Source organism: Burkholderia reimsis, from assembly GCF_003294055.1.
GTDB classification, from domain to species: domain Bacteria; phylum Pseudomonadota; class Gammaproteobacteria; order Burkholderiales; family Burkholderiaceae; genus Burkholderia; species Burkholderia cepacia.
Genome location: NZ_QMFZ01000004.1, coordinates 284,131 through 301,056, shown reverse-complemented (window position 1 = coordinate 301,056; position 16,926 = coordinate 284,131). Strand labels below are relative to the sequence as shown.

General features: G+C 65.6%; 16 protein-coding genes. 1 reads left to right on the top strand and 15 read right to left on the bottom strand.

Annotated features, from left to right (window positions below; genetic code table 11):
* Positions 1-5 precede the first annotated feature (5 nt).
* From DPV79_RS08045 to ndk, 15 genes are all read right to left on the bottom strand, one after another.
* Positions 6-1,352 (bottom strand): adenylosuccinate synthase, encoded by a 1,347-nt coding sequence (locus tag DPV79_RS08045; protein ID WP_011352252.1) that lies wholly within the window; start codon positions 1,350-1,352, stop codon positions 6-8.
* A 113-nt stretch (positions 1,353-1,465) separates the two neighbouring features.
* Complete coding sequence (locus tag DPV79_RS08040) at positions 1,466-2,614, bottom strand: ATP phosphoribosyltransferase regulatory subunit (RefSeq protein WP_059687423.1); 1,149 nt, start codon at positions 2,612-2,614, stop codon at positions 1,466-1,468.
* A gap of 103 nt (positions 2,615-2,717) precedes the next feature.
* Entirely contained in the window at positions 2,718-2,909 is a 192-nt protein-coding gene (locus DPV79_RS08035; RefSeq protein ID WP_011352254.1) for a DUF2065 domain-containing protein, read from the bottom strand.
* A gap of 36 nt (positions 2,910-2,945) precedes the next feature.
* The gene (hflC, locus tag DPV79_RS08030) at positions 2,946-3,845 is read right to left on the bottom strand and encodes a protease modulator HflC (protein ID WP_069253581.1); all 900 of its coding nucleotides are present in this window, start codon (positions 3,843-3,845) and stop codon (positions 2,946-2,948) included.
* 15 nt (positions 3,846-3,860) lie between these two features.
* The gene (hflK, locus tag DPV79_RS08025; protein ID WP_021163120.1) at positions 3,861-5,201 is read right to left on the bottom strand and encodes an FtsH protease activity modulator HflK; all 1,341 of its coding nucleotides are present in this window, start codon (positions 5,199-5,201) and stop codon (positions 3,861-3,863) included.
* A gap of 47 nt (positions 5,202-5,248) precedes the next feature.
* Complete coding sequence (gene hflX / locus DPV79_RS08020) at positions 5,249-6,424, bottom strand: GTPase HflX (RefSeq protein ID WP_175829770.1); 1,176 nt, start codon at positions 6,422-6,424, stop codon at positions 5,249-5,251.
* A gap of 72 nt (positions 6,425-6,496) precedes the next feature.
* Positions 6,497-6,736: an RNA chaperone Hfq gene (gene hfq, locus DPV79_RS08015; RefSeq protein WP_006399927.1), complete on the bottom strand. Its 240-nt coding sequence runs from the start codon at positions 6,734-6,736 to the stop codon at positions 6,497-6,499.
* Positions 6,737-6,891: 155 nt separating this feature from the next.
* Positions 6,892-8,229, bottom strand: coding sequence for a ribosome biogenesis GTPase Der (gene der / locus DPV79_RS08010; protein ID WP_051392374.1), 1,338 nt, complete (start codon positions 8,227-8,229; stop codon positions 6,892-6,894).
* Positions 8,230-8,476: 247 nt separating this feature from the next.
* Positions 8,477-9,622 carry an outer membrane protein assembly factor BamB gene (bamB, locus tag DPV79_RS08000; RefSeq protein ID WP_042977620.1) on the bottom strand — a complete coding sequence of 382 codons (1,146 nt, stop codon included), beginning with the start codon at positions 9,620-9,622 and terminating at the stop codon, positions 8,477-8,479.
* A 41-nt stretch (positions 9,623-9,663) separates the two neighbouring features.
* Entirely contained in the window at positions 9,664-10,293 is a 630-nt protein-coding gene (locus DPV79_RS07995; protein WP_021163115.1) for a tetratricopeptide repeat protein, read from the bottom strand.
* A gap of 55 nt (positions 10,294-10,348) precedes the next feature.
* Positions 10,349-11,689 carry a histidine--tRNA ligase gene (gene hisS, locus DPV79_RS07990; RefSeq protein ID WP_027787236.1) on the bottom strand — a complete coding sequence of 447 codons (1,341 nt, stop codon included), beginning with the start codon at positions 11,687-11,689 and terminating at the stop codon, positions 10,349-10,351.
* Between the two features lie 16 nt (positions 11,690-11,705).
* The gene (gene ispG / locus DPV79_RS07985) at positions 11,706-13,010 is read right to left on the bottom strand and encodes a flavodoxin-dependent (E)-4-hydroxy-3-methylbut-2-enyl-diphosphate synthase (RefSeq protein ID WP_027787235.1); all 1,305 of its coding nucleotides are present in this window, start codon (positions 13,008-13,010) and stop codon (positions 11,706-11,708) included.
* Positions 13,011-13,122: 112 nt separating this feature from the next.
* Positions 13,123-14,151 (bottom strand): helix-turn-helix domain-containing protein, encoded by a 1,029-nt coding sequence (locus DPV79_RS07980; RefSeq protein WP_113045132.1) that lies wholly within the window; start codon positions 14,149-14,151, stop codon positions 13,123-13,125.
* 164 nt (positions 14,152-14,315) lie between these two features.
* Positions 14,316-15,455 (bottom strand): dual-specificity RNA methyltransferase RlmN, encoded by a 1,140-nt coding sequence (rlmN, locus tag DPV79_RS07975; protein WP_048021097.1) that lies wholly within the window; start codon positions 15,453-15,455, stop codon positions 14,316-14,318.
* Positions 15,456-15,510: 55 nt separating this feature from the next.
* Entirely contained in the window at positions 15,511-15,936 is a 426-nt protein-coding gene (gene ndk / locus DPV79_RS07970; RefSeq protein WP_006478674.1) for a nucleoside-diphosphate kinase, read from the bottom strand.
* A gap of 249 nt (positions 15,937-16,185) precedes the next feature.
* Between ndk and DPV79_RS07965 the strand changes: the two genes are divergently transcribed.
* Positions 16,186-16,884, top strand: coding sequence for a Bax inhibitor-1/YccA family protein (locus tag DPV79_RS07965; RefSeq protein WP_006761414.1), 699 nt, complete (start codon positions 16,186-16,188; stop codon positions 16,882-16,884).
* The last annotated feature ends 42 nt before the right edge of the window (positions 16,885-16,926 follow it).

Genomic DNA, 16,926 nt, shown 5'->3' with positions numbered 1-16,926 from the left:
TGGGGTTACACCTTGAACGGATGGCGGAGCAGGATCGTTTCGTCGCGGTCCGGGCCCGTCGATACCATGTCGACCGGCACACCGGCCACTTCCTGGACGCGGGTCAGGTAAGCCTGGGCGTTTGCCGGCAGCGCTTCCCACGTCTTGATGCCGACCGTGCTTTCCTTCCAGCCGGCAAACGTTTCGTATACGGGCTCGCAACGGGCCACGTCGGCGGCACCACGCGGCAGGATGTCCGCATCCTTGCCGTCGATCTTGTAGCCGACGCACAGCTTGACTTCGTCGAGGCCGTCGAGCACGTCGAGCTTCGTCATGCACAGGCCCGACACGCCGTTGATCTGGATCGAGCGGCGCAGCGCGGCCGCGTCGAGCCAGCCCGTGCGGCGCGGACGGCCGGTGACCGAACCGAATTCCTTGCCGACGTTCGCGAGCGTGACGCCGACCTGGTCCTGACGCTGCGGGTTGTCCGCATCGTACAGTTCGCTCGGGAACGGGCCCGAGCCGACGCGCGTGCAATACGCCTTCGTGATACCGAGGATGTAGTTGAGCTTCTGCGGGCCCACGCCCGCGCCGGCCGACGCCGCACCCGCGACGCAGTTGCTCGACGTGACGAACGGATAGGTGCCATGATCGATGTCGAGCAGCGTGCCTTGTGCGCCTTCGAACAGCAGGTTCTGGCCCGCATTGTTCGCGTCGTACAGGCGGCGCGACACGTCGGCCACCATCGGCTTCAGGCGGTCGGCATAACCGAGCATCGTGTCGAGCGTCGCCTGGAAATCGACGGCCGCGCCACCCAGGTACTGGGTCAGCACGAAGTTGTGGAAATCGAGGTTTTCGCGCAGGCGGTCGGCGAAGGTCTTCGCGTCGAACAGGTCCTGCACGCGCAGCGCGCGGCGGCCGACCTTGTCTTCGTACGCGGGGCCGATGCCGCGGCCCGTCGTGCCGATCTTGCCCGCGCCCTTGCGCGCTTCGCGCGCCTGGTCGATCGCGATGTGGTACGGCAGGATCAGCGTCGTCGCTTCGGAAATGAACAGGCGGTCGCGCACGTTCACGCCGGCCTCTTCCAGCTCGCCGATTTCCTTGAACAGTGCTTCCGGGGACAGGACGACGCCGTTGCCGATGTAGCAGGCGACGCCTTCACGCATGATGCCCGACGGAATGAGGCGCAAGATCGTTTTCTTGCCGCCGATGATGAGGGTGTGGCCGGCGTTGTGACCGCCCTGGAAACGCACGACGCCCTGAGCGTGGTCCGTCAGCCAGTCGACGATCTTGCCCTTGCCTTCATCACCCCATTGCGTTCCCACGACGACGACATTGCGCCCGGGAGTCACGTTCACTGCGCTGGCAGACATGTTGATTCGTTAGCTGGTTAAAAACGTATTCTACCTATGTTCGCGGGCGATTCCGAATTTTTCCGTTTCGCTTCAACGATATGCACGCCGAAGCACGTCCCGCGAACGCCTGTTTATCGGGGTTCGACCACCCATGCGCCGTCGCGCTCGACGAGCGAACGGTCGCAGGCGAACTCGTCGAGCACGTGATCGTGGCCCGGCAGTGCCTGGATCACGACCTCGCCCGCATCGCGCAGCGCCGCAACGGCCGCGCTCAGCGCGTCGTCCTGCGCCCACGGCGCGAGAATCGCGGTACCGCGAGCCTCGACCGGCGAAATCCGGGCGAGCTCGCGCAGGTCGAGCGAGAAGCCGGTGGCCGGACGCGCACGACCATACGCCTGGCCGACGTGGTCGTAGCGGCCGCCGCGCGCGATCGCGTTCGGCACGCCGTCGATGTAGGCGCTGAACATCGCGCCGCTGTGATACGCGTAGCCGCGCAGATCGCCCAGATCGATCGCCACTTCGGCCCCCTTCGCCTGCGCCGCGAGTTGCGCCAGATCGTCGAGCGCCCGCGTGATTTCGGGCAGCACCGGCAACCGCGTCCGCGCCTCGGCGAGCACGCTCGCATCGCCATAGAGGTGGGGCAGCGCGCGCAGCGCGGCGCGCGTATCGGCGCCGAGATCGTCGGTCAGCTCGTTCAGCAACGGCACGTCCTTGCCCGACAGCGCGTCGTACAGCGACTCGCCACGCTCCGCGGCCTGCGCGTCGCGCGCCAGCAGCGCCGCGAGCACGCCCGCGTGGCCGAGGTCGAGACGGATGCGCGACAGGCCTGCGAGATGCAGCGCATCGAGCATCAGTTGCTGGATCTCGAGGTCGGCTTCCAGCCCGGCATGCCCGTAAATTTCGGCGCCGATCTGGATCTGCTCGCGCGTCGCGTGCAGGCCGCGCGGACGCGTATGCATCACGTGGCCCGCATAGCAGAGGCGCGTCACGCCCTGGCGGTTCAACAGGTGCGCGTCGATCCGCGCGACCTGCGGCGTGATGTCCGCGCGCAGGCCGAGCGTACGCCCCGACAGCTGGTCGACCAGCTTGAAGGTGCGCAGGCGCAGGTCGGCGCCGCCGCTCGTCAGCAGCGACTCGAGATACTCGAGCAGCGGCGGCATCACCATTTCGTAGCCATACGAACGGAAGCGGTCGAGCAGCCTGCGGCGCAGCTCCTCGATCTTGCGCGCTTCCGACGGCAGCACGTCGGCGATATTCTCGGGAAGTAACCAGGTCGACATCGGTACGGTCCTACGACGGGAAACAGCGCGCGACCACGCGCGCCGCGATGTGAATCGGAAATTCTGAATTCGGGCGGGACGGACGGCGGATGCGCCGTCCGGATCAGGTGGCGAGCAGCAGCAGTATGAGCCCGAGCACCATCACGATCAGCCCGCCGATCCGGATATGATGCGGCGGCCGCTCAGCTATTCTACGAAACGTGTCGCGCCAGGCGACGGGAAACACGAAGGGGAACGCCCCCTCGATGATCAGCATCAGCGCTACTGCGAGCAACAACGAGCCAGCCAGGTCCATGCGAGCGACGGCGCCGCTCGACGCGGCGCCCCAAGGTCAGTGTTTGCGGGGAGCAGCCGCCGCCGGTGCGGCACCGCCCGTCGGGCTGCGCATGAAGCGGAAGAACTCGCTGTCGGGATCGACGACGATGATGTCGTTGCGCTTGAACGTGTTCCGGTAAGCCTGCAGGCTCGCGTAGAACTGATAGAACTGCGGATCGCGGCCGAACGCATCGGCGGCGATCGTCGCGGCCTTCGCGTCGCCCTCGCCCTTGATCGTCTGCGCGGATTTGTACGCGTTCGCGAGCACGGCCTGCTGATCGCGTTCGGCGTCGGCCTTGATCTGCTCGACGTCGGCCGCGCCTTGCGCACGCACCTGCGCGGCCTGATCGCGCAGAGCGCCGATCATCCGCTGATAGACGGCATCGGTTTGCGCAGCGGGCAAGTCGACGCGCGTCAACTGGACGTCGACCACGTCGACGCCGAAACCGGACGCCTTTGCCTTCACTTCGTCGCGGGCCGCATCGGCGATCGCACGCTGGCCGCCGAGCGCATCGTCGAGCGCATGCTTGCCGAACGCGTCGCCGAGTGCGCCCTTCAGTGCGCCGGCCAGACGTTCGCTGGCGGCCGCCGGGTCGCCCCCCGTCGCCGTGAAATACTTCATCGGATCGCCGATCCGGTACTTCACCGCATAGGCGACGAGCAGATCGTGCTTGTCTTCCGTCGCCACTTGCAGCGGATCCGACGACTCGAGCGATTGCAGCCGCGTGTCGATCAGCGTCGCCGTCTGCAGCGGCGGCGGCAATTTGAAATGGATGCCGGGCCCGGCCAGTTCAGGCTGCGCGCCGTCGCGCCCCGACAGCACGGCCGCATGGCGCGGATCGACGGTAAGGACTGTCGAGGATGCCGCGAAGGCAACGATCACGATTGCGACGACGAGCGCAATGATTCGGTTCATGTTCTGCGCTCCCCGTTACTTCAGATCGTCTTCGCGCGACCGGCTGCGAAACGCCTCGCGCGATCGCAGCACGTCGTTGCCCGACGCTGCCGCGGCCGACGCCGCACTCGCGGGCGCCGCTACCGCCGGCGCGACGGCCGCCGGTGCCGACGCCGCATCGGGTGCGGATGCCCCCGTGGACGCCGCGGCGTTTTGTCGCCCCTGCTCGACGAGCTTGTCGAGCGGCAGGTAAACGACGCTGTTGCCGCCCTTGTTGCCGACGAACACCTTCGTCGAGTTCGAATAGATTTCCTGCATCGTCTCGAGATACATCCGCTCACGGATCACCGCAGGCGCCTTCGAGTACTGCGCATAGACCTGCTTGAAGCGGTCGGCATCGCCTTCGGCTTCCGTGACCACGCGATCGGCATACGCCTTTGCTTCGTCGACGAGCTTCGCGGCATCGCCCTGCGCCTTCGGCAGCAGGTCGTTTGCATACGCCTGCGCGGCGCGCTTCGCGGCCTCGCGCTCGTCGCGCGCCTTGGCGACTTCGCCGTACGCGGCCTGCGTCTGCTCGGGCGCCGCAACGCTCTGCATCGTGACGGCCGTCACCTCGAGTCCCGACTGATAGCGATCGAGATCACGCTGGATCGCAGTGGAAAGCTGCTCGCGCAGCGCGTCGCGGTCCTGGTTCAGCACGTCGGCCGCGCTGCGCGTACCGACGATCGCACGCACCGCGGCCTGCGCGGCCTGCGACACGCTGCGCTCAGGATCGACGCTGCGGAACAGGTAATCGGTCGCGGAACGGATCCGGTACTGGACGATAAAGCGCACGTCGACGATATCGGCATCGCGCGTCAGCATCGCGGCTTCCTTCACGTTCGCGAGGCGCACGACGTTGTTGCGGCCGATCTCGATCGAGCGGACCTGCGACGTGTCGACGATCTCGTGCGACGCGAACGGATACGGCGCGCGCCAGTGCACGCCCTGGCCGACCGTGCCCGACAGCTTGCCGAGCTGCAGCACGACGCCTGTCTGGCCTTCCTGCACGACGAACAGCCCGCTGCCCGCGTAGACCGCGACCAGCACGCCGATCACGATGCCTACGCCGACTCGTGCGGCCCGCCCGTTGTCAGGACGAAAACCGTTGCCGCCCTTGCCGCCGAAAAGGCCGTTCAGGCGCCGGTTGAAGTTGCGCCACATCTCGTCGAGATCGGGCGGACCATCGCCGTCGCCGCCTTGCGGACGCTTCGATTCGTTCGCACGGGGACGGGATCCGTCTTTGCCATTGCCTTCGCCGCGTCCCCAGCGGGGATCGTTGATCGACAGCAAGGCGCGCATCCGCCGCCAGGTACTCCGCTCGTTGTATTCGTTCACCAGAGTTTGTTCACCAGATTAGACGCCGGCGAACCGGCCGGGACCGGTTAGCGCCCGTGTTCGGAAATCGTGTGGTCTTCGTGTGGTTCAGCGGGAGCGCCGTCGAGCGCGCCGTCGGGTAACGTCGCGCTGGAAAGGTGTTCCGCGGAGGCGATTTCGGCGATGGCGGCACGCAACGCGTCAAGACCCTGACCGGTGCGCGCGCTCAAAAAGACGCGCGAAATATTACCATACTCGTCCCGCTCGACCGCGTCGCCGCGGGCCGCCAGCTCAGGCACGGCGTCGATCTTGTTGAACACCAGTACCTGCCGGATCGTGTCCGCGCCGATCTCGTGCAGCACGCCGTTGACCTGCTCGATCTGTTCGAGCCTGACCGCGCTCGATGCATCGACCACGTGCAACAGCAGATCCGCGTGAATCGTTTCCTCGAGGGTCGCGCGGAATGCGGCGACCAGCTGGTGAGGCAACTCGCGGATGAACCCGACCGTATCCGACACGACGATCTGGCCGACCTCGTCGCCGAGGTACACGCGCCGCGACGTCGTGTCGAGCGTGGCGAACAGCTGGTCGGCCGCATAGGCCTGCGCTTTCGTCAGCGCATTGAACAGCGTCGACTTGCCCGCGTTCGTATAGCCGACCAGCGACACCGACATCGTGCCGCTGCGCGCGCGTTGCCGGCGCTGCGTGCTGTGTTGCCGGCGCAGCCGGTCCAGCCGCGACTTCAGCATCTTGATGCGTTCGCCGATCAGCCGGCGGTCGGTTTCGAGCTGGGTTTCACCAGGACCGCGCAGGCCGATACCACCCTTCTGCCGTTCGAGGTGGGTCCACGCGCGAATGAGTCGCGTCGACAGGTACTGGAGCTGCGCGAGCTCGACCTGCAGCTTGCCTTCGTGGCTACGGGCGCGCTGCGCGAAGATGTCGAGGATGAGGCTGGTGCGATCGACCACACGCCTGTTAAGTGCCTGCTCCAGATTACGTTGCTGGGCCGGCGCCAATGCGTGATTGAAGATGACGATTTCGACGTTGTGCGCGTCGCAGGCGAGCCGGAGTTCTTCGGCTTTGCCGCTGCCGATGAACATCTTGGCATCGGGACTGGAGCGACGACCCGTGAGGGTGACGGCGGGACGGGCCCCCGCACTGGAGGCGAGAAGACTGAGTTCTTCGAGACTGGCTTCGAAATCGGTCTTGCCGAAATCGATGCCGACGAGCGCTGCGTTGATCAAATTTTCAGGTGTCAAGATAAGGCGGCTGGCATCGGTCGCTCGCGGCGACCGGATGCCGGCCGCTGCGATAGGTTAGGACGAGGCTTCCGCGTCCGGGTGGAAATTCACCGGGCGCGCCGGCACGACCGTCGAGATGGCGTGCTTGTACACCATCTGGGTCACCGTATTACGGAGCAACACGACGTACTGGTCGAACGATTCAATGTTCCCTTGAAGCTTGATGCCGTTGACGAGGTAGATCGAAACGGGAACGTGCTCTTTGCGCAGTGCGTTCAAAAACGGGTCTTGTAACAATTGCCCTTTGTTGCTCATGGCGTACTCCATCTTTTTTTGCAGGTTGATCTGGATTGGCGGCGAAGAAAAAGAGATCCGGCGCCAATCGCTACACTATAGCCGATTTTGCCTGGCCCACCCGGGGCATAGGCCGTGCGGCCTACCCCTCGTGTAACGCGTGTAACAGGCGTGCTTCAGCTCTTGTCCGCGTACGGATTGTTCGACGAACGGAACTCTATGCGCAATGGAGTCCCCGTCAGTGAGAAAGTTTCGCGGAACCGGTTTTCCAGGTAACGCTTGTACGTTTCCGTCACGGCGTCGAGCGCATTGCCGTGGATGACGATGATCGGCGGATTCTGGCCGCCCTGGTGCGCGTAGCGCAGCTTCGGACGCACCGGGCCGCGACGGCGCGGCTGCTGGAACTCGACTGCCTCGATCAGCGCGCGCGTGAGCTTCGGCGTCGGCAGCTTCGCCATTGCCGCCGCGTACGCGTCGTCGACCGAGCGCATCAGCGTGCCGATGCCGGTCTTCTTCGTGGCAGAAATGAAGTGCGATTTCGCGAAGTCGAGGAATTTCAGCTTGCGGGTCAAATCCGCTTTCGCCCGATCGCGCGCATGCTCGTCGAGCCCGTCCCATTTGTTGACGCCGATCACGAGCGCGCGACCCTGTTCGACGACGAAGCCGGCGATGTGCGCGTCCTGGTCGGAAATGTCCTGCTGCGCATCCAGCAGAAGAATGACGACGTTCGCGTCGGAGATCGACTGCAGGGTCTTCACGACCGAGAATTTCTCGATCGCCTCGAACACCTTGCCGCGGCGCCGCAGGCCGGCCGTGTCGATCAGCGTGTATTTCTTGCCGTTACGCTCGAAGTCCACGTAGATCGAATCGCGCGTCGTGCCCGGCATGTCGAATGCGATCACGCGGTCCTCGCCGATCAGCGCGTTCACGAGCGTCGACTTGCCGACGTTCGGGCGGCCGACGATCGCGATCTTGATGCCGCGCGACGGATCGTCGAGGTCTTCCTCTTCCGGCTGGCCCGCGTACGCGACCTCCAGCGCCTCGTTGATCATGTCGGTCACGCCGTCGCCGTGCGCGGCCGAGATCGCGCGCGGATCGCCGAGCCCGAGCTCGTAGAAGTCGGTCGCGACCGCCGTGTACTTCATCCCCTCGGCCTTGTTGACGACCAGGAAGATCGGCCGGCCGGTCTTGCGCAGGTAGTCGGCGATCGACTTGTCCTGCGGCGCAAGCCCGTTGCGGCCGTCGACGATGAACACGACGACGTCGGCTTCCTCGACGGCCTGGCGCGTCTGGCGCGCCATCTCGTGCAGGATGCCGTCCTTCGCGACAGGCTCGAAGCCGCCCGTATCGACGACCAGGTACGGCCGCTCGCCGACGCGCCCTTCGCCGTAATGGCGATCGCGCGTCAGGCCGGGCAAGTCGGCGACCAGCGCATCACGCGAACGCGTGAGCCGGTTGAACAGCGTGGATTTCCCCACATTGGGGCGCCCAACGAGGGCAATGACCGGTTTCATCTGTGTTTTCTACGGTGAAGCGCAGCAGCGGGAGGCCCGCTGCTGCGGGCGGCTGCGCTGAATGAAAATATCACGAATTCGCGCCGCGCCGGATGCGCGCGCCTGGCGCGCGATGCGCGCCGTCGTCTTTCGTCTCGAACTGCCTTTCAAATACCGAGCGGCCGGGAGCACCGGCCGCCTTCAAGTCGCACGACCACGGCGCGCGGGACAAGCCCGTCGCGCTGCGGTCGCGCATGTTTCCTGTGCGTCAGCGCGGACGGAATCCGTACAGGCCGCCGTCCTTCGTCTGCACGACGAGCGTATTGCCCGCGAGGACCGGCGCCGCCGTGATCGCGCTGCCGTCGGTCTTCATCCGCGCGATGAAGCTGCCGTCTTCGCGCGACAGGAAGTGCACGAAACCCTTGTAATCGCCCATCACGACCGCGTGCCCCAGCAGGTACGGCACGCCGACGTCGCGGCTCTTCAGCTTGTCGTTGCGCCAGAGCTGGTTGCCCGAAGCGGCATCGTACGCGGTCACGACCGACCAGTCGTCGCCGCCGGCAACGACCGAATCGTCCTGCGCGAGGCCGCTGCGGCTCGAGAACGGCTTTTCCCACAGCGGGCGCCCCGAGTTCGCATCGAAGCAGCCGAGCTGACCCTGGAACGTCACCGCGCAGGCTTCCGCACCCACGAGCGTCGGCGGGCCGCTGACGTCGTTGATGCGCTCGACCTCGGTCACGCCCTTCGGGAACGACACCGGCGTCTGCCAGAACGGTTCGCCCGTCTGCAGGTTGATCGCGACCAGCCCGCCGCCGGGGAAACCCGCCAGCACCGCCGCGTCACCGGCGAACGTCATCCCGGCCGACACACGCAGGTTCAGCGGCACCGCGCGGTTGCGGTAGTTCCACTTCTGCTCGCCCGTCTGCGCGTTGAACGCGACCACCTGGCCGTCGATCGTGCGGACGACCACCAGGCCGTTGCCGACGAGCGGCGGCGAGAAGATCTCGCCCTGCACGCTGGTCTTCCACAGTTGCTTGCCGTCCGGGCCCAGTACGAACACGCCGCCCTTCAGCGCGCCGACCGCGGTCAGGTTGCCGTCGCTGCCGACACCGGCCGACAGGTCGGAGCCGACCTTCGCGCGCCAGACCGTCTGGCCCGTCTTCGCGTCGATCTTCTCGACCGAACCGTTTTCGCCCGCCGCATAGACGGCGTCGCCCACGGCCACCGGCGAGAACAGGTAGCGCCCGCCCTTGCCGACGCTCGCCTTCCAGACCTGTTGCACGTCCATCACGGGCTTGAACTCGGTGAGCGGCGTCGGCACGCGGCGCGCGTCCTTCGACGACGAGCAGGCCGCCAATGCGAGGACAGCCGCCGCGCAGGCAACGGGCACAGCGTAACGTTTCAGCAAATTCATCGGTTAGCGAAGCAGAGTTAAGAGGTTGAGGGGACCGGGGTTCAGCCGCCGAGCGCGTCCAGCTTGAACTGCACGAGCTGGCGGGCAGACTGGTCGTCCTTCGACAGGCCGTCGAGCGCGAGCTTGTATGCGGCGCGCGCGTCGTCGGTCTTGCCTTGCGCGGCAAGCAGATCGCCGCGGCGATCGGCCACGAGGCCCTTGAATGCATCGACCGGCGTACCCGACAGCAGCGCGAGGCCCGCGTCGTACGCCTTCTCGTCGAGCAGCAGCGACGCGAGGCGCAGCTTCGCGATCTGCTTGTACTCGTCATCCTTGGCGTGATCGACGGCCCATTGCAGCTGCGCCTTCGCACCTGCCGTGTCACCGGCCGCGTACAGCGTCTTTGCTGCGGAGAGCGCCGTCATCTGTGCATACGGCGTGCTGCCGAACTTGGCTTCCATGTCGGCGGCCGCGCGAGCCATCGTCGCCTTGTCGTTCGCGGCGGCAGCCTTCTGGACCTGTTCGTACAGCCCGGACGCCTCGGCAGCCTGACGGCGCTGCCAGTAGTTCCAGCCATTGAAACCGGCCGCGACGACGAGCGCCGCGAGCACGATCCACGTGGTGAGGTTGCCCCAGCGGGCCCACCACGCCTTCAGACTTTCAATCGATTCTTGTTCGTCGTGATAACTCATCGGCGAGCGATTCCTTCCTGTTCAGGCCTTTCTTGTCGAGCGGATGCCAGCGCGATCAGTCGTCGCCGTCTTCGGCGGATGCAACCATCGCATTGATTAGGAATTCGGTCAAGCCTTCGACCGGTACGGTCTGCTGAACGTTCTTTTCCCCGTCTCCGCCCGCACCGCGCAGCGCCTTCACGCCCACCGTACCGTTCGCAACCTCCTCTTCGCCGAAGATCACCGCGAACGCGGCGCCACTGGCGTCGGCCCGTTTCATTTGCGACTTGAAGCTCGCCGGTGCGCCGTCCGCGCTGCAGTGGAAGATCACGTCGAGGCCCGTATCGCGCAAGCGTTCGGCCGCGATGAACGCCTGTTCGCGCGCGGTCTCGCCCTGGTGCACGACGTACACGTCGACGCCTTCCTGCTCGGGCGCGAGATCTTCTTCCTTCAGCAGTTCGAGGATCCGCTCGATGCCCATCGCCCAGCCGCACGCCGCGGTCGGCTTGCCGCCGAGCTGCTCGATCAGCGGATCGTAGCGACCGCCGGCCGCGACCGTGCCCTGCGCGCCGAGCTTGTCGGTCACCCACTCGAACACGGTCAGGTTGTAATAGTCGAGACCACGCACGAGACGCGGGTTGATCTTGAACGGGATGTTGTTCGCGAGCAGCAGGCGCTGCAGCCCTTCGAAGTGCGCGCGCGATTCTTCGCCGAGGAAGTCGATCAGCTTCGGCGCGTTCTGCGCGATTTCCTGCAGCGCGGGATTCTTCGTGTCGAGCACGCGCAGCGGGTTCGTATACAGACGGCGCTTCGCATCCTCGTCGAGCACGTCGGCGAACTGCTCGAGGTACTTGATCAGTTCGACGCGGTGCGCGGCACGCTCTTCGGCGAGACCGAGCGAGTTGATCTCGAGCTTGATGCCGGTCAGGCCGAGGTCATCCCACAGGCGCTGGCACATCATGATGATCTCGGCATCCGCATCGGGGCCCGCAAAGCCGAGCGCCTCGACGCCGACCTGGTGGAACTGGCGATAGCGGCCGCGCTGCGGACGCTCGTGACGGAACATCGGGCCGATGTACCACAGGCGCTTCGGGCCGTCGTACAGCATGTTGTGCTCGATCGACGCGCGCACCACCGCCGCGGTATTTTCCGGGCGCATCGTCAGGTTCTCGCCGTTCAGCGCGTCGGTGAAGCTGTACATCTCCTTCTCGACGATGTCCGTGACCTCGCCGATACCGCGCGTGAAGAGCTGCGTGTGTTCGACGATCGGCGTGCGGATGTTCTGGTAGCCGTATGCGCGCAGCAGCGATTTCACGGTGGCTTCGAAGAACTCCCAAAGGCCGGCATCCTGCGGGAGGATGTCGTTCATGCCCTTGACGCCGGTGAGCTTCTCGATCTTGCGTTTTTGTTCAGTCATCGTGTGTGTGGACGAATTAGTTCAGGGCCTCGGTACGGCCGTAATTGCGTGCGACGTAGTCGCTGACGATCTGCTGGAATTCCTCGGCGATCCGCTCGCCGCGCAGCGTCTTGACCTTCTCGCCGTCGATGAAGACGGGCGCTGCCGGGTTCTCGCCCGAACCCGGCAGGCTGATGCCGATGTTTGCGTGCTTCGATTCGCCCGGGCCGTTGACGATGCAGCCCATCACCGCGACGTTCATCTTCTCGACGCCCGGATACTCCTTGCGCCAGACCGGCATCTGTTCGCGCAGGTAGGTCTGGATCTGCATCGCGAGCTCCTGGAACAGCGTGCTCGTCGTACGGCCGCAGCCCGGGCACGCGATCACCATCGGCGCGAACGAGCGCAGGCCCATCGTCTGGAGGATTTCCTGGCCGACGATCACCTCGCCCGTGCGCGATGCGCCCGGTTCCGGCGTCAGCGAGATGCGGATCGTGTCGCCGATCCCTTCCTGCAGCAGCACGCCGAGTGCGGCCGTCGAAGCCACGATGCCCTTCGAGCCCATGCCGGCCTCGGTCAGCCCGAGGTGCAGCGCGAAGCCGCAGCGGCGGCCGAGTTCGCGGTACACGGCGATCAGGTCCTGCACGCCGCTGACCTTGCACGACAGCACGATACGGTCGCGGCCGAGGCCCAGTTCGACCGCACGCTCGGCCGAGCCGATCGCCGACTGGATCAGCGCCTCGTACATCACGCTCTGCGCATCCCACGGCTGCGAACGCGCACCGTTCTCGTCCATCATGCGCGCGAGCAGATCCTGGTCGAGACTGCCCCAGTTCACGCCGATCCGTACCGGCTTGTCGTACTTGGCCGCGGCCTCGATCATCTGCGCGAACTGCGTATCGCGCTTCGCGCCCTGGCCGACGTTGCCCGGGTTGATCCGGTACTTCGACAGCGACTCGGCGCAGCCCGGGTAGTCACGCAGCAGCAGGTGGCCGTTGTAGTGGAAATCGCCGACGAGCGGCACGGTCACGCCCATGCGGTCGAGCTGCTCGCGGATCGCCGGCACGGCGGCCGCGGCCTCGGGCGTGTTGACCGTGATGCGCACCAGTTCGGAGCCCGCGTTCGCGAGTTCCTTGATCTGGATTGCCGTGCCGATCGCGTCGGCCGTGTCGGTATTCGTCATCGACTGCACGCGCACCGGCGCGTCGCCGCCGATCGTCACGAGCTGCCCGCCCCAGCGGACATCCACCGCATGCGATACGCGGCGCGGCTGATGCCCGCCGAACACCGGCTCGGTTGAACAAATCTGACTGCTGCGTGGGGATTGAGCTTCGGATTGCATCGATAGATCCATTTACGCGGAATGCGCCGCGACGCGGCGCATGAATTGAAAAAGCGCCGTGCCCTCACGGCCTGCCGATATCGACGACAGGCCTTCGCCACGGCGCTTGACGTCAGGGCAACGTGAACCGCGCCACGTTACCCCGCGCTGCCGAATATTTTGCCGGATCGACGGGTTTTCCGTCGAACGCAACGGTGTCGAGGCCCGCCTTGTTGCCGATCGTGACCTTGAACGGGCCGTCGCCCGCGACCTGCTTCACCTCGCCGCCGCGCACCAGCCCGGAGAACAGCTCCTTGCCGCTCTTGTCGCGCACGCTGAACCAGCTGTCCTGCTTGACCTTCAGTTCGACCATGGACTGGCCGGCCGCGACCGCGACGCTCGCCGGCTGAGCCGGCGCGGCGGCGCTTGCCGCCGTCGTCGCCACGACCGGCTGCGATGCGGCGGCCGTCACGGCCGGCGCCACCGGCGCGGGCGCCGGAACTGCCGATGCAATAACCGGCGCCAGCGCAGTAGATGCAGCAGCCGGGGCCGGAACCTCATTCGCGACCACGGCAGCCGCACCGCTCGAGGCCGCCTCTTCGACGGTTGACGAGGATGCCGCCGCCGGCACGCTCGCGGCCGACGCATGCTCCGCGTCGCCGCCCTTGAAACGCGCGAGCAGGCTCGACGAATCGCCGCCAGTGTGCCACATCAGTACGGCGACCACCGCGACGACGACGATCGCCGTGCCCCACAACCACGGATGATGCCGCGACGATCCGCCCAGCGGAATCGACACGCGGCCGCGCGGCAGATCCGTCCCCGACGACGCGGGCATCGACAGGTCGACTTCCGGCACCCCGCGCTCACGGCGCAACGCCTGCGCGAACGGCTCCGGATCGACGCCGAGCATCTTCGCGTAGCTGCGTACGACGCCGAGTGCAAACGTCACGCCGGGCAAGTGACTGATGTCACCGGCCTCGAGCGCCCGGAGCTTCTGCGGTGCAACCTTGAGTCGCGCCGACACGTCGTCGACGGTCCACCCTCTTGCCTCCCGAAGCTGCGCCAGCCGGCTGCCGACCGCCGCAAGCGATTCCAACCCTGCCGGTGCCGGCTTCGCGCCATTCGTCTCTGCGCCGTTAGACGGCTGCGGCTCACTCATCCTTGTCCTCGCGTCGATTCTTCTTCACTGGCGGCCGCCGCCGGCTCCCGCCGGCCGGCTCCCGCAACTGTCCATACCATGCGCGACGCCGTGGCGCCGCGACCGATCGCTATTCGCGTGTTGTACCGCCCAAAAGGCGCTGGCATCCCCGGCCAGGCGCCCTGTCAAATCGCCCGAACCTCGATGATTTTCCCTGCTGCGCCCGTTCGTTCCGCGAGGCGCGTGCGATCCTTCACTGCGCCGGCCAGCTGGCCGCACGCGGCATCGATGTCGTCGCCGCGCGTCTTGCGCACGGTCGTGACGACACCCGCGTCGATGAGGACCTGCGCAAAGCGCTTGATCTGCTCCGGTTTCGAGCGGATGAGGCCCGATTCCGGAAACGGATTGAACGGGATCAGATTGAACTTGCATGGCACGTCGCGCGTGACGGCCAGCAGTTCGCGCGCATGCGCTTCGGTGTCGTTGACGCCGTCCAGCATGCAGTATTCGAAAGTAATGAAGTCGCGCGGCGCGACTTTCAGGTAGCGCTGGCAAGCTGCCATCAGCTCACGCAGCGGATACTTCTTGTTGAGCGGCACCAGCTCGTCGCGCAGCGCATCGTTGGGCGCGTGCAGCGAAACGGCCAGCGCAACCGGCAACTCGGCGCCGAGGCGGTCCATCATCGGCACCACGCCGGACGTGGACAGCGTGACGCGGCGGCGCGACAGGCCGTACGCGTTGTCGTCGAGCATCAGCCGCATGGCCGGCACGACCGCACTGTAATTCAGCAGCGGCTCGCCCATGCCCATCATCACCACGTTGGTGACGACCCGCTCGGCCTTGCCGTTCGGGCCGGGTGCGCGACCCAGCGACGCTCGCAATGCAAATTCGGCCATCCGTAGCTGGCCGATGATTTCGGCTGTCGACAGGTTGCGGGAAAAACCCTGCTTGCCCGTCGAGCAGAAGCGGCAGTTCACCGCACACCCGGCCTGCGACGACACGCACAGCGTGCCGCGCGTCTCTTCCGGGATGAACACGGTTTCGACCGCATTGCCGTTTCCGACGTCGATCAGCCACTTGCGCGTGCCGTCGGCGGAAACGTGATCGCTGGCGATCTCGGGCATGACGATCGACGCGCGGCCCTTGAGTTTCTCTCTCAAGGACTTCGCAAGATCGGTCATGCCGTCGAAATCGCCAGCGTTGTACTGGTGGATCCAGCGCTGCAACTGCTTGGCGCGGAACGGCTTCTCGCCGAGGCTGCCGCAGTACGCGACAAGACCCTCGGCATCGAAGTCGAGAAGATTGACGGAAGTTTCGCTCGTCATGATGTGCTGCCTTGCCGCGTGCGCTGAATCCTGCCTACTTGCTGCCAGCCAGGGCTTAGCGCGAGTAAACGTTCATTTCCGGGAAGAAGAACGCGATTTCGACCGCTGCCGTTTCCGCAGCGTCCGAGCCGTGCACGGCGTTCGCGTCGATGCTGTCGGCGAAGTCGGCGCGGATCGTGCCCTTTTCCGCCTTCTTCGGATCCGTTGCGCCCATCAGGTCGCGGTTCTTCAGGATCGCGCCTTCACCTTCCAGAACCTGGATCATCACCGGGCCCGAGATCATGAAATCGACGAGGTCCTTGAAGAACGGACGCGCTGCGTGAACCGCGTAGAACTTCTCTGCGTCAGCACGCGACAGGTGCGCCATGCGCGATGCGACGATCTTCAGGCCGGCGCCTTCGAAACGGCTGTAGATCTGGCCGATCACGTTCTTTGCCACCGCATCCGGCTTGATGATCGACAGGGTGCGCTCGATTGCCATAAAAACTCCAAAAAATTAAGAAGTTACAGGTTCAAATGAATCCGCTATTGTAGCACGATCCCGTGTATCATTGCGATTGAACCCTTACACGCATGAAAGGTTCAGAATCCATATGTTTTGTGCTGCCCGGCCATTGAAACCTCCCGGCACGGAACGTATCTTAGCCATAGCTGCTCCGGTTTGCTGCGCCGCACACCGCGCGCGCCGAACCGGCCCCGGACGCCCACGCGTTCAATGTTAGGAGAAACCATGAACGACTATCCGTACAATTTCGGCCGCGGCGGTTCCGTCAGCACCGCCGAGGTTCGCAACCGCGTGCTGCGGAACACGTACTGGCTGCTCGCGCTGTCGATGGTGCCGACCGTGCTGGGCGCCTGGGTCGGCGTCGCGACGGGCTTCTCGCTGTTCGCGGCCACGAGCCCGATGATGAGCCTGCTCGCGTTCTTCGCGATCGCGTTCGGCTTCATGTTCGCGATCGAGCGGACGAAAAACAGCGCGGCAGGCGTATTCGTGCTGCTCGGCTTCACGTTCTTCATGGGCCTGATGCTGTCCCGGCTGCTGAGCTTCATCCTCGGCTTCTCGAACGGCCCGTCGCTGATCATGCTCGCGTTCGGCGGCACCGGCATCATCTTTGCCGCGATGGCGACGATCGCCACCGTCAGCAAGCGTGATTTCTCGGGGCTCGGCAAGTGGCTGTTCATGGGCGTGATCGTCATCCTGCTTGCCTCGGTCGCGAACATCTTCCTGCAACTCCCGGCGCTGATGCTCACCGTGTCGGTACTCGCGATCGCGATCTTCTCCGCCTACATGCTGTTCGACGTCCAGCGCGTCGTGAACGGCGGCGAGACGAACTACATCTCGGCGACGCTCGCGATCTACCTCGACCTGTACAACGTGTTCACGAACCTGCTCGCGCTGCTCGGCATCTTCGGCGGCAACCGCAACTGACGTTCGCCACGCATCATGAAAAAACCGGCCCGCGGGCCGGTT

Bases quoted from the DNA above. Each gene is read 5' to 3' on its own strand.
- DPV79_RS08045 (WP_011352252.1), bottom strand. From the start codon at position 1,352: ATGTCTGCCAGCGCAGTGAACGTGACTCCCGGGCGCAATGTCGTCGTC.
- DPV79_RS08040 (WP_059687423.1), bottom strand. From the start codon at position 2,614: ATGTCGACCTGGTTACTTCCCGAGAATATCGCCGACGTGCTGCCGTCG.
- DPV79_RS08035 (WP_011352254.1), bottom strand. From the start codon at position 2,909: ATGGACCTGGCTGGCTCGTTGTTGCTCGCAGTAGCGCTGATGCTGATC.
- hflC (WP_069253581.1), bottom strand. From the start codon at position 3,845: ATGAACCGAATCATTGCGCTCGTCGTCGCAATCGTGATCGTTGCCTTC.
- hfq (WP_006399927.1), bottom strand. From the start codon at position 6,736: ATGAGCAACAAAGGGCAATTGTTACAAGACCCGTTTTTGAACGCACTG.
- der (WP_051392374.1), bottom strand. From the start codon at position 8,229: ATGAAACCGGTCATTGCCCTCGTTGGGCGCCCCAATGTGGGGAAATCC.
- bamB (WP_042977620.1), bottom strand. From the start codon at position 9,622: ATGAATTTGCTGAAACGTTACGCTGTGCCCGTTGCCTGCGCGGCGGCT.
- DPV79_RS07995 (WP_021163115.1), bottom strand. From the start codon at position 10,293: ATGAGTTATCACGACGAACAAGAATCGATTGAAAGTCTGAAGGCGTGG.
- hisS (WP_027787236.1), bottom strand. From the start codon at position 11,689: ATGACTGAACAAAAACGCAAGATCGAGAAGCTCACCGGCGTCAAGGGC.
- ispG (WP_027787235.1), bottom strand. From the start codon at position 13,010: ATGCAATCCGAAGCTCAATCCCCACGCAGCAGTCAGATTTGTTCAACC.
- DPV79_RS07980 (WP_113045132.1), bottom strand. From the start codon at position 14,151: ATGAGTGAGCCGCAGCCGTCTAACGGCGCAGAGACGAATGGCGCGAAG.
- rlmN (WP_048021097.1), bottom strand. From the start codon at position 15,455: ATGACGAGCGAAACTTCCGTCAATCTTCTCGACTTCGATGCCGAGGGT.
- ndk (WP_006478674.1), bottom strand. From the start codon at position 15,936: ATGGCAATCGAGCGCACCCTGTCGATCATCAAGCCGGATGCGGTGGCA.
- DPV79_RS07965 (WP_006761414.1), top strand. From the start codon at position 16,186: ATGAACGACTATCCGTACAATTTCGGCCGCGGCGGTTCCGTCAGCACC.